This is a genomic window from Flavobacterium inviolabile (assembly GCF_013389455.1).
Lineage (GTDB): Bacteria > Bacteroidota > Bacteroidia > Flavobacteriales > Flavobacteriaceae > Flavobacterium > Flavobacterium inviolabile.
In genome coordinates this window covers 2,942,426-2,955,796 of the sequence record NZ_CP058278.1, presented here as the reverse complement: position 1 = coordinate 2,955,796, position 13,371 = coordinate 2,942,426, and the positions used below count along the sequence as shown (strand labels likewise).

The 13,371-nt window shown below is 42.7% G+C and carries 5 protein-coding genes; 3 read left to right on the top strand and 2 right to left on the bottom strand.

All coding sequences use genetic code 11. The features are described 5' to 3' along the window. The first annotated feature begins 306 nt into the window (after positions 1-306). From HW120_RS13225 to HW120_RS13215, 3 genes are read left to right on the top strand one after another with little or no spacing between them, the layout of a single operon-like run. Positions 307-8,058: an Ig-like domain-containing protein gene (locus tag HW120_RS13225; protein WP_177734560.1), complete on the top strand. Its 7,752-nt coding sequence runs from the start codon at positions 307-309 to the stop codon at positions 8,056-8,058. 49 nt (positions 8,059-8,107) lie between these two features. Next, positions 8,108-9,040, top strand: coding sequence for a PorP/SprF family type IX secretion system membrane protein (locus HW120_RS13220; protein WP_177734559.1), 933 nt, complete (start codon positions 8,108-8,110; stop codon positions 9,038-9,040). A gap of 12 nt (positions 9,041-9,052) precedes the next feature. Further along, a complete protein-coding gene (locus tag HW120_RS13215) occupies positions 9,053-10,990 on the top strand; it encodes an OmpA family protein (RefSeq protein WP_177734558.1) in 1,938 nt (645 codons plus the stop codon). A 57-nt stretch (positions 10,991-11,047) separates the two neighbouring features. On the opposite strand, the gene HW120_RS13210 is transcribed toward HW120_RS13215, so the two are convergent. After that, a complete protein-coding gene (locus HW120_RS13210) occupies positions 11,048-11,686 on the bottom strand; it encodes a helix-turn-helix domain-containing protein (RefSeq protein ID WP_177734557.1) in 639 nt (212 codons plus the stop codon). A 356-nt stretch (positions 11,687-12,042) separates the two neighbouring features. Then, entirely contained in the window at positions 12,043-13,173 is a 1,131-nt protein-coding gene (locus tag HW120_RS13205) for a hypothetical protein (RefSeq protein ID WP_177734556.1), read from the bottom strand. Positions 13,174-13,371 lie beyond the last annotated feature (198 nt).

Here is a 13,371-nt window from a genome sequence, read left to right as displayed (position 1 = left end):
TAGAATAGATTTGTTTTGATTGTACAAAATGTATTGTATTTGAAGTGCCCCAGTGAAAGTACAATTGATTCTTTTTGAAAATCCATGTAATTATTGTAATCGCCGTTTCTGTTTCGTGAAGTTTAGGTTTAACACTTGAAAAAAACAACATAAATGAATGATTAACCAGCAGTTAGCGCCTTTGTATAAGGGAGCTTACAGTGCTATTTAATATACTGTATAAAAAAACAACCTATAAATCTATTGCTTATGAATTGGAATTTTACTCTGAAAAAATGTTTTAAAAGGCTCTACCTGCTTTTTTTAATGTTTTTTCTCTTCGTTCATGTTGATAGCAGCGCACAGGTATCGTATGTGTATGCCAATCAACTTTTGGCTAATAATAGCCATGTAGCTGCCCCCGGTAACGCGGTTTCAGTGAGTACTACCGATTATGCCACGTTGGAATCTTATGGTGGTATTGCTATTAATTTAGGTTCCTATACCGGAAGAATAGAACTGGGTTTCCCGTCTACGGTACCGGCAGGAACAACTTCCTATATCAGAATCCAGACCGATAACACCCTTTTAAACACCTTATTAGGAGGTGGTTTAGGTGGTGCTCTGGCTAATTTGACAGGAACACTGGCCCTGGGAAATCACTACTTTAATGTTAATGTCAAACAAACAGGAAATGCGACCCCGGTATTTTCTGCTTCTTCGATTAATGGTTTTGCCAATGAAAGTGCAAGACTTGTTTATGATGTCAATGGTAATTATTACATTGCGGTAACACCCAATGTGAGCTATAACAGTATTGAAATTGAGGATTTAACAAACACCTTGTTGCTGGGTACAATCAATACCATGAGAGTGTACAGTGCGTTCTATTTTTCAGGCAGTGATGTTTGTAATCCGGCATTTACCACTTCTTTCGACGGTACCGGAGGTACTGTAGATATCTTAGGGGTTGGCGGTGCAGGTGTAGCAGATCCGAAAAATGCCATTGATACGGATAACAACAGCTATTCCATGGTAAGTATGGGAGCGCTGACCGTTGCAGGAACCATAAGTCAGACAATTTATTTTGCAACGCCGTCCAGTACTACAGACCAGTTTCATTTAACCTTGCAGCTGGATGATCCTTCACTATTGAATTTAGGTGTATCAGACGGTATTAAAATAGAAGCGCTGCTCGGGCAAAATGTAGTCTATTCGACCGGATTAGGTGCATTGCTCAACACAGATGTTTTGGGACTGCTCAGTGCCGGACAGAAAACCAATGTTTCTTTTACTCCCGGACAGTCATTCGACAGGGTTAAGGTGACAATCTCCTCACTGGTACAGTTAAACGTGACCAAAACAGTCAAAATATTTAATGTATATCGTTCTCCGGCTAAGCCTGATGTAACTTCTGCAAACCAGAATCTGGCCATTTGCAGCGGTCAGCCGGTATCTTTAACGGCTACTACCGCTTCCACAAATCAATTGCTCTGGTATAACAGTCTTACCAGTACCGCTCCGGTAGCGACTACGGCCTATAACGTACCTTATCTGATTTCTAATGTGTCTGCAACAGCAACCTATTATGTTGCGGCAAGACAAATAGGCTGTACCGCTGTTTCAGAAAGGGTTCCGATTACGATAACCGTTTCATCCCTTCCGATAGCAACAGATATAACCATCAATGCAAATGTAGCTGCTTCCTGTCTGGGTGTTGCTGTTTTAGCACCAACAACAGCTTTATCTGGCGGTACATTCAAATATTTTACAGATCAGTTAAAAACACAGGAAATTACAACCGGTTTTGCCGGTCATGCGGGAATTACCTATGTGAAAGATCCTGTTACCGGCACCTTAACGGTTAGCGGGTTAAACGCAACCAATACACCCAGAAGTTATTTTATAGCAGTGGAACTTGCCGGAGCCTGTGAAAATGCAGCGAATACTTTAGCGGAAGTACAGGTTGGTTTGTCTGTTACAACACTTGATGTTCAGACGACCATTTCCGGCTGCGGATTTGTAAATCTTAGAAATGCCATTGTAAATTTTGATACGACCGGCAATACAACATATTCTTTTTTCGATAGCACGAATACTCCTTTAACGCCGGATCAGGCAGCCAATATAACGGTAGGAGGGACATATTATATTGAAGCTTTAAATGCGAGTAGTACCTGCCCGTCTGAAAGAAAAGCGGTAGTAGTAACGGTAAATCCGTTACCGCAGTTGCAGGTAGTGCCGTTAACCTATACGGTAAATCTTGGCGATTCGGTAACCTTACTGTCAACGTCCAATGCAACCGTAACCTGGTTTGACCAAAACGGTGTTGCTTTAGCGGCTAACGTAGCCGGACCGTTTACAACAGCCGGTTATTATACTTTTACGGCTGTGGCCAATAACGGACTGTGTGCGGTTAATATCTCCGTAACGGTTAACGTTATTGATCCTTCCAACTGTCCGCCGTTTATGGATAGGGTGTATGCCAATACACAAAGTTCCGGTTCGATTATTACAGGTGGTGTTATGAATGGCGGTTCGGCAATCGATCAGAACCCGCAGTCATTCTCAACCATTACTACCGGTATCGGACTTTTGGGCATCGGGACCACCTGGCAGAATCTGCAATGGAATACGACTATTCCGGCAGGTACACCGGTTACCATTAAAGTGGGTACGGAATACAGCGGCTTAACGCTGTTGGGAGCCATTACGATTATCGGTACTAAAAAAGACGGTTTGGGCAATCCTGTAGATATCGGAACCCTGCAACCGCTTTCGGCAAGCTTGCTGAACTTATTACCGGGAGAGAACAGTTTTGAATATACTTTTGTACCGTCCAATACTACCGGACCAAAAGCGTATGACGGAATACGAATTGTTATCGGCTCTATATTGAGCGTGGCGCAAAGTGCCCGTATTTATGAGGCCTATTATGCAAAAGTTTCCAATCCGGTGGTTTGTCAGCCGGGCGATGTGGAAGACGTATTTTATGGTAATATCGATTTGGGTATCGGCGCTTTAACGAGTACCGTTGGAGTAACCAATGCCTGGAATGCCGTTGATAACAGTGAAACTACGTTTGCTACGATGTCCAGCGGTGTAGGTGTTTTGGCAGCGGCAGAGATGACCGTGAAATTCAGAAGCCCGTCACAGGAAAATGATGTTATCAAAATCAGAATTTCCAAACCGGGAACCTTATTGAATGCAGGGCTTTTATCCGGTTTGAATATTCAGCGTTATATGGGGAATAACCCGGTTGGAGGAGCGTTGGATACCAGCAGTTCCGTACTGTTGGTACAGCTGCTTAACGGCGGAACAGAAGCCGTGATTATTACCAATGCACAGTCGCCGGCATACGACCGCGTTCGTATCAGAATGGGCGGTGTGGCAAGCGTATTGAATAGTTTACAGATACATTCCGTTACAAGAGAAGCAGCTGTTGACGTAGTAGACAGCGGCGGCGACAGAATAATAGAAGTATGTTATGGTGATCTTGTGAGCATTGCTCCTCAGAATTGTACCACATTTAACTGGTATGATGCGGCAACAGGAGGCAATCTGATCACCAGCGGAACGTCCTATACGGTGCCTTTCAGTTTAGCTGTGGGAACACATGTCTTTTATCTGCAGCCTGTGAGAAGCGGTTGTGAAGTGATGGCCAGAACGGCGATAACACTGATTGTGGGACCTACCTCGCCACAGACTTCGATTACCGGTATTTTAATTAATTCCGGGAATAACACAACATTGTGCGCTCCAGGCGGTGCGGTTACCTTAACAGCACAGTTAAACAGTACTCCGGCGGTAACCAATCCGGTTTATTACTGGTATAGTTTTAACGGAACGGTTCAGACCCTGATTCCGGGACAAACAACCAGTACGCTTTCGTTAACAGGATTAACTCCGGGAACACACACTTATTATGTGGGTGTAAGCTCCGATCAGTTTTGTGAAACGCTGCCGGCAGACAGAATTTCGGTTACGTTCATAATATTACCGCCGTCAGTAGCTACGGATATTACCGTGAGCGATGTTCAGACCTGTATGAGTAATCCGAATCCGGTTAGCATTCAGCCAACCACGACGTTAACCAATCCGGTTTTTGCCTGGTATTTTACAAATGATATTACGCAACCAATAACCAACGGAACCGTTGGCGGTGTAACCTATGCCATAGCGGCAAACGGTACTCTGACGGTAACCGGTTTAACCACAACAAACAGCCCGTATACCTATTATGTAGCGGTGTCGAGCAATACTACCTGCCCGAATTTACCGGGAACCTTACAGGATGTAGTTGTTAATATGGGCGATGCACCAACGCCAACTACCGATGATACCACTCAGGATTTCTGTAAAGTAGATAATCCGATAGTAGAATCAATCATCGTTAATGAAGCCGGCGTAATCTGGTACAGTGTACCGACAGGTGGAACGTCATTGGCTTCTACAACGCCATTGGTAACCGGAACCTATTACGGAGCCTTGCTGAATGCCGTTTCTGGTTGCGAAAGCTCGGTACGCTTAGCCGTTGCGGTTCAGGTAAACGATGCGCCAACGCCAACAACAAACGATACCACTCAGGATTTCTGTAAAGTAAATAATCCGATTGTGGAATCAATTATCGTTAATGAAGCCGGTGTGATCTGGTATACTGTGCCAACCGGCGGAACGCCATTGGCTTCTACCACAGCATTAGTAACCGGAACCTATTATGGCGTACTGGTAGATGCTGTTTCGGGTTGTGAAAGCTCGGTACGCTTAGCCGTTGCGGTTCAGGTAAACGATGCGCCAACGCCAACAACAAACGATACGACCCAGGATTTCTGTAAAGTAAATAATCCGATTGTAGAATCAATCATCGTCAATGAAGCCGGTGTGATCTGGTACAATGTACCAACCGGTGGAACGCCGTTAGCTTCTACCACAGCATTAGTAACCGGTACCTATTATGGTGTATTGGTAGATGCTGCTTCCGGTTGTGAAAGCTCGGTACGTTTAGCGGTTGCCGTACAGGTAAACGATGCACCAACGCCAACAACAAACGATACGACTCAGGATTTTTGTAAAGCAAATAACCCGATAGTGGAATCGATTATCGTGAATGAAGCCGGCGTAATCTGGTACAATGTGCCGACAGGTGGAACGCCATTAGCTTCCACAACGCCATTGGTAACCGGAACCTATTACGGAGTATTAATCGATGCTGTTTCGGGCTGTGAAAGCTCGGTACGCTTGGCTGTTGCCGTTCAGGTAAACGATGCGCCAACACCAACAACGAACGATACGACTCAGGATTTCTGTAAAGTAAATAATCCAACGGTGGCTTCGATCCAGGTAAATGAAACCGGAGTGATCTGGTATACTGTACCAACCGGCGGAACGCCATTGGCTTCCACCACTGCATTGGTAACCGGAACCTATTATGGCGTATTGGTAGATGCTGCTTCCGGCTGTGAAAGCTCAGTACGCTTAGCGGTTGCCGTTCAGGTAAACGATGCGCCAACGCCAACAACAAACGATACGACTCAGGATTTCTGTAAAGTAAATAATCCAACGGTGGCTTCGATCCAGGTAAATGAAACCGGAGTGATCTGGTATACTGTACCAACCGGTGGAACGCCATTGGCTTCGACCACAGCATTAGTAACCGGTACCTATTATGGCGTATTGGTAGATGCGGCTTCCGGCTGTGAAAGCTCAGTACGCTTAGCCGTTGCGGTTCAGGTAAACGATGCGCCAACGCCAACTACGAATGATACCACTCAGGATTTCTGTCAGTCGGCAAATCCAACAGTAGCGTCCATTCAGGTGAATGAAACCGGAGTGATCTGGTATACTGCACCAACAGGAGGCAGTGTAGTGGCTTCAACTACGGCGTTAATCAGCGGAACAACCTATTATGGCGTATTGGTAGATGCCGCTTCGGGTTGTGAAAGTTCCATTCGTCTGGCTGTTACGGTTCAGGTAAATGATGCACCAACGCCAACAACAAACGATACGACCCAGGATTTCTGTCAGTCGACCAATCCAACGGTAGCGTCCATTCAGGTAAATGAAACCGGAGTGATCTGGTATACTGTACCAACCGGCGGAACACCATTGGCTTCCACCACGGCATTAGTAACCGGAACGTATTATGGCGTATTAGTAGATGCAGCTTCGGGCTGCGAAAGCTCGGTACGTTTAGCCGTTGCGGTTCAGGTAAATGATGCCCCAACGCCAACAACGAATGATACGACTCAGGATTTCTGTCAGTCGACCAATCCAACGGTAGCGTCCATCCAGGTGAATGAAACCGGAGTGATCTGGTATACTGCACCAACAGGAGGCAGTGTAGTGGCTTCGACCACACCATTAGTAACCGGAACCTATTACGGAGTATTAGTAGATGCGGCTTCCGGCTGTGAAAGTTCCATTCGTTTGGCGGTTGCCGTTCAGGTAAGCGATGCGCCAACGCCAACAACAAATGATACAACACAAGATTTTTGTACACAAAGTAATCCAACAATAGCGTCCATCCAGGTAAACGAAACCGGTGTGATCTGGTACAATGTACCAACCGGTGGCACGCCATTAGCTTCTACCACACCGTTAATTAGCGGAACAACCTATTATGGTGTATTGGTGGATGTGGCTTCCGGATGTGAAAGTTCTATTCGCCTGGCGGTAACGGTTCAGGTAAATAATACCCCAACACCAACAACGAACGACACCACTCAGGATTTCTGTAAAGTAAACAATCCTACAGTAGCGTCTATCCAGGTGAATGAAACCGGAGTGATCTGGTATACTGCTCCAACAGGAGGTACTGTTGTTACGGCTGCTACGGCACTAACCAGTGGTATGACCTATTATGGAGTAATTGTAGATCCGGTAACCGGCTGTGAAAGTGCTGTTCGTCTGGCTGTTACGGTTCAGGTTAATGATGCCCCAACACCAACTACTAACGATGCGGTACAGGAATTCTGTCCGACGGCTAATCCTACAGTGGTTTCCATTCAGGTAAACGAAGCCGGAGTGATCTGGTATAACGTTCCTGCAGGCGGAACGCCGTTAGCATCAAATACGCCTATAACGGCTGCTGGAACATACTATGGTGTTTTAGTGGATCCGGTTTCGGGCTGTGAAAGTTCGATTCGTTTAGCCGTTGCGGTTCAGTTCTACAGCGGATCACAGGCAACTTTGAGCGGTGGTTCGGCTACCGTATGTCTTCAGGATCAGGTGACCTACACTACAAACGCCGGTATGACCAACTATGTTTGGACGGTTGGTAACGGCGGACAGGTTGTGAGTGGCGGCGGAACCGCAGATAATACAATCACGGTTGTCTGGTCGCAGGTAGGAGCCAATTCGGTTAATGTTAGCTATAACGATGCAAATGGCTGTACCGTTCTTAGTCTGGCAACCCTGAATCTGAATGTGTCCAACTGTTCGGATATTACCATTACGAAAACGGTAGACAATCCTGCACCATTTATTGACGATAATGTTGTATTTACCATTATGGTAACCAATACAGGACAGGCACAGTTCCAGAATGTTGTGGTTAATGAAGTGATTCCGAGCGGATATTCCTTTGTGAGTATGGTCGTTTCAAACGGAACCTACAATAACAACACCGGAATCTGGACAATCCCGGCTTTAGGACCAAATCAGTCTGCAACATTAGCGATCACTGTAAAAGTTTTATTCTCAGGCGATTATTTAAATACAGTAACGATAGCAAGTTCCGACCCGGTAGATGCTGATGTTAATAATAATACGGCAAGTGCCTCTGTTGAACCGATGTGTTTGGTGGTTTATAACGAGTTTACTCCAAATGAGGATGGCTCTAACGATGTTTTCACCATTAAATGTGCCGAACATTTCCCAAATAATACATTGGAAATCTTTAACAGATATGGAAATCTGGTATACAAAACCAGAGGCTATCAAAACGACTGGAAAGGCGTTTCAAATGTAAACGGAACTTTTGACGGAACTGTTTTACCAACGGGAACTTATTATTATGTTTTTGATACAGGAGATAATTCCGGTACTGTTAAAACCGGATGGGTATATATCATGAGATAATCATGATATACCCTTCCATAAGTTTTTTATCAATTTAATAATACACAACATGAGAATAAATATAAAAGATATACTAGTAACGTGCTTTTTAGGAGGAACCATTCTATTTCCACTTACTGTAAAGGCACAGCAAAATCCGGAATATACGCAGTACATGTACAATACAATCACTGTGAATCCCGGATATACGGGATCTCCGGGAGTATTGGAAGCCAACTTGCTTTTGCGCTCGCAATGGGTGGGAATTGACGGGGCTCCGAGAACCGGAACATTCGGGATTCATTCCCCGGTATCCGATAAAATTGGTTTGGGACTTAATGTTATAGCCGATAAGATCGGACCGTCAACGGAAACCTCGGCGTCAGGAAATTTCTCCTATACGCTGAATTTCGGATATAAAACAAAACTTGCCTTCGGAGTAAAAGCCGGGGCAAGAATGTTAAATGTCGACTGGTCCAAAGGACGCTATCTGGATAATAATGATGTCTTGCTGAATAACAATATTTCGAACAGGATCATGCCGCTAATTGGAGCCGGAGCGTATTTATACGGCGAAAAATGGTATGTTGGCGCTTCCGTTCCCAATTTTATCAAGCAGGATTATTATGATGATATCCAGGAATCGGTGGTTGCCGATAAACTGCACTATTACCTTATCGGAGGTTATGTTTTTGATATTTCTGAAGGCTTGAAATTCAAACCATCGGCAATGTTAAAAGCGGTAAGCGGATCACCGCTGGCAGCGGATGTTTCGGCCAACTTTCTTTTGCAGGAGAAACTAACGCTGGGAGCGTCCTATCGCTGGGACGATTCCGTAAGTGCTCTTGTGGGATTACAGTTCTTAGATAATTTCTTTATTGGGTATGCATTTGATTATTCAACAACAAAACTGAATAAATATAATGACGGAACGCACGAAATTATACTGCGTTTTCAAATGCCACACAAGTCATCAGCCATTAAATCACCTAGATTTTTCTAATACCGAAAGCATATGAAGAAATTACTATTTTTCAGTTTTTTAATTTGTATCAATTTTACTTATGCCCAGCAGAAGTTAAAAGACGCAGACAAGCTCTTTAAAGATATGTCGTATGTGGATGCTGCAAAAGCCTATGAGGAATATCTGGAAAAAGAACAAAATCCTTCGATACAAACTTTGATGAATGTAGGGGATACCTACTATTATCTTAACGATATGAGAAAAGCCGTAACCTGGTATAAGAAATTATACAGCGTGCAGGGACAGAACCTGAATGATGTATACCTGTTGCGGTATACCCAGGCTTTGAGAGGGGTCAGGGATTATGATGACGCGAATAAAATAACCAAGGAATACCTGAAAGGAAAAGGCGATCAGGATAAGATAGCAGGCTTTGCACGGCAGCAAAAGTATATGGACAGTCTGGCCGGAAAACCGTCTTTATATAAGGTGGTACCGCTTGAGATCAATACTTCGTATTCCGATTTCGGATCGACATTCTACGGGAACCAGCTGGTTTATTCGTCCAGTAAAAAAGGAGGAAAGCTGATAAAAAGGCTTTATTCCTGGAATGAACAGCCGTTTTTATCGTTCTATGTGGCTGACAGGAATGTGGCAACCGGAGCTTTGTTTAACGAACAGCCGTTTTTTAGCGAAGTGAATTCAAATTATCACGATGCAACCTTAACCTTTTCACCGGATCTGAAAACAATTTATTTTACCACCAATGCAACCCGGAAAAATAAGAATAGATTAAAGAACGATAAAGAAGGAGTAAACAACTTTCAGATTCTTAAAGGAACGATCGAGAACGGCAAAGTGATCAATATCGAAAAATTATTCTTTAACAGCCTGGAATACAGCGTTGGTCATCCGTCATTAAGTCCGGATGGAAAATGGTTGTTTTTTGTTTCCGACATGCCGGGAGGTTATGGCGAAACGGATATTTATGTGGCTGAGGTTTTTGCAGATGGTAGTATCAATTCGCCCCAAAATTTAGGACCGGTAATCAATACCGTTGGCAGGGAAATGTTTCCGTATTACAATGACGGTGTGTTGTATTTTTCTTCTGACGGGCATTACGGATATGGTGGACTGGATGTTTATGAAAGCAAGCATTCCGGTAAGCTGAACTTTTCGGAACCTAAAAACGTCGGGCAGCCGGTAAATAGTAATAAAGATGATTTCTCCTATATTATTGATCTGGAATCGAAATACGGTTATGTGTCTTCAAACAGGGATGCAGGTAAAGGAGATGATGATATTTACTATTTTACCAAAGCAAAAGCAGAATGCAACCAGTTTGTATCCGGTAGGGTAACCAATTCCAAATCAAAAATACCGATTGCCGGTGCCACTGTAAAAGTATATGATTCGTTTGGCGATTTAAAAACGGAAACCACAACGGGCGAAGATGGCAGGTATCAGCTTACGGTTCCCTGCGGAGCGACCTATAAATTTGAAGCGGCAAAAGAAAACTTTGCCAGCCAGGAAAAACCGGTGGTGGCTACGGCTAAAAACGAAGAAAAACAGGTGGTTGATTTTGAATTGGCAAAACTGGAAGACTTTACGGTTAAAGATGGTGCCAATGAAAAAATTGACATTAATCCGATTTATTTTGAATACAACAAATGGAATATTACCCCGCAGGCAGTTGTGGAACTGGACAGGGTAGTGTATGTTATGAAGACCTTCCCTAAAGTAAAGATCAGAATAGAATCGCATACTGATTCGAGAGGAAGTGATTCGTACAACCTGAAATTGTCAGACAACAGAGCGAAAGCGACTGAAAAATACATACTGGAAAACGGAATTGCTCCGGATCGTATTCTAAGCGCTATCGGTTATGGCGAAACCCGGTTGAAAAACAAATGCCGCAACGGTGTAAAATGTACCGATGCAGAACATGCCATAAACCGGCGTTCTGATTTTATTATCGTAGAAAAATAAAATACGGATCGTATCCAAATTAAAAAAGGAGTTCCAAACGGAACTCCTTTTTATATATTAACTAAAGATATCTAAAACACCTTTTATTTTCCAGATCTCATCTATTTTATTCTTTTTGATCTCATTTTTACCGGAAAAAACAGATTCTTTTCGGGAAATAAGATTTAAGATGGATTCGTCATTTTCGTTTTGAGCCACTTTGGACATGTATAATCCTTTTTCCTTGCTGATAATTACGGCGAAAGAATCGTTCGTAATATCATTTGCAGTTGCTTCTTCACAGATAACAAACGTGTTCTCTTTGATAGAAGGCTCTAATTCTGAGGTGTTCACCTGGAAAACCATAGAGTTTTTTTGCTGCAGAAAAGGGATGTTGATGGTAGGGATGTCACTTCTTTCCAGGTTCAATTCGCCTGTGGTATACTGAAATAACATTTCCTTGGTAATGATTGGCGTGATTTTTTTCTTAAAGCTAAAACTTTCGTTTCCAAGAAAAATTTCATTCAAATCAATGTTTGCTTTGTTACACTGTTCAATTATGGATTCATAATCAAGAGTGTTTCTTTTTTTCCAGCTTGAAATAGTATTGGGTTTAATACTAAGTAATTCAGCCAGCTGGGCGTCTGTTTTTATTTTAAAGACCTTTTTAACACGCGTTAAGATACTTTTCGCGGTTTGGATATTTCCCTCTTGCATTTTTCAGGTTCTATATAATTATCAATTCATTAACTGTTCCTAAACTATTTTGTCAAAAAATATGCCATAATTACAGGAAAAATTATTCTTTAAGTAATTTGGGTGCATTTTTTTTATTCTGTTAATAAGTAGATTTAGTTTACTTATATAATAAAAAACGAATTACAATTACGGTTTTTCCACATTTTTTAATAACAGAACAAAAATAATTACTTTTTTGGTTTTTACGGATATAATTTTCACAAATTAATGCTAAAAGGTATTTTTAGTCTTTTTTTATAAGAAAAATATGTATATATAAGCATTCCTTTAAGTTTTTTGAACCTAAAGGAATGTCAAAAAAGGGGTTGAATGATTTATCGGAGTCTTTCTACCAGGATGATAGAGCGATAACTTGAAGAAACTTTACCGTTAATATTATAAGGAATATTGCCTTCGGTAATGGTAGAAAAATAAAGCGGGGTTGTTCCGGTTAAGGTGACAAAGTCGCTAAAGACGCAATCGTTTTTAACGGCATCGCCTGCAATTCCTAATCCGAGCAAGCCGCTGGCATTAAAGGTGGAATATTGCCGGGAATATTCGACTCCGTTCACATAAAGACGAAACATCAGGTTATTTGTAGTGGTAAGGCTCAATAATCCGCTGCTGCCGTTAGCATAAGAAACTTTCATCGTTATCTTGTAGGTTCCGGCCGGCAGATTGATCAGGTCTTTATCGGTGGCAAGGTTGCCGCCTTCTGTAAAAGAAGAGCCGGTAATGGTGTTGATAAAATTGGAAGCGCCCATTTCGGTTGCATCGTTGTTGTCTTTAAAGCGAATGGCTCTTTCGGTATTGTCGTAAGCGGCGGTATTAAGGCCTATTCTCAGAATTTGTCCGGCCACGTTTTCAACTTCAGAAAGGCCTACTTCGCTGTTTGAATTGTCGCGTACCATATAGTAGGTTTTGGCACTGACGGTCTTGGTGGCTAAATTCTCAAATTTGAGGTAGTCGCTGTTGGCGTTTACTTCCAGTCGTTTGGTGGGGTTGATTTTTCCGATACCGATGTTGCCGCTTGCTGTTATTCGCAATCGTTCCAGGTTTTGGGTGCCCAGTACAAAATCGGCATTGTCCTTGGTGCCTAAAAAGTCACCGTTTAGTGCTGCCCCGATGGCAGCGGTAGAGGGAGAGGTGGCTTCGTTACCGGAATAATTCCAGCCGGTTACATAATTCCATTTTGTTTGTGTCTGATTCCAGAAATAGAATCCGTCCGGTTGTGCGTCGTTATTATCGGTATCATCCAGATAAACCAGTAATCCGGCAACGGTAGGTGGCGTTAAAGGAAAATTGTTTATTCTGGGAATCAGTATTCCGTCTGTGTTTTTTGGGGTAAGACTATTGGAAAGGGCAATGTCAAGTGTTGATTTTGGATTCGTGGTACCAATACCAATCTGTGAGTAGGCGCTTGTAGCAGCCATTAATAGGAGGGCGAAAGGGAAGTTTTGTTTCATAATCGTATTGGTTAGATTTGGACAATAAGGGGGAATTGGTCATTTCTATTAAATTTATGCGCATTTTGAACTATTTTTATGGATAATTGCTACTAATTTAAAGAAAAAAACAATACAAAAAGTGTGTTTTTATATTAAAATAATCGCATTATTTGATTTTTTTAATTGTTTCTTTGGGAAGTTGATAATTCGGGGCGG

Bases quoted from the DNA above. Each gene is read 5' to 3' on its own strand.
- HW120_RS13205 (WP_177734556.1), bottom strand. From the start codon at position 13,173: ATGAAACAAAACTTCCCTTTCGCCCTCCTATTAATGGCTGCTACAAGC.
- HW120_RS13225 (WP_177734560.1), top strand. From the start codon at position 307: ATGTTTTTTCTCTTCGTTCATGTTGATAGCAGCGCACAGGTATCGTAT.
- HW120_RS13210 (WP_177734557.1), bottom strand. From the start codon at position 11,686: ATGCAAGAGGGAAATATCCAAACCGCGAAAAGTATCTTAACGCGTGTT.
- HW120_RS13215 (WP_177734558.1), top strand. From the start codon at position 9,053: ATGAAGAAATTACTATTTTTCAGTTTTTTAATTTGTATCAATTTTACT.
- HW120_RS13220 (WP_177734559.1), top strand. From the start codon at position 8,108: ATGAGAATAAATATAAAAGATATACTAGTAACGTGCTTTTTAGGAGGA.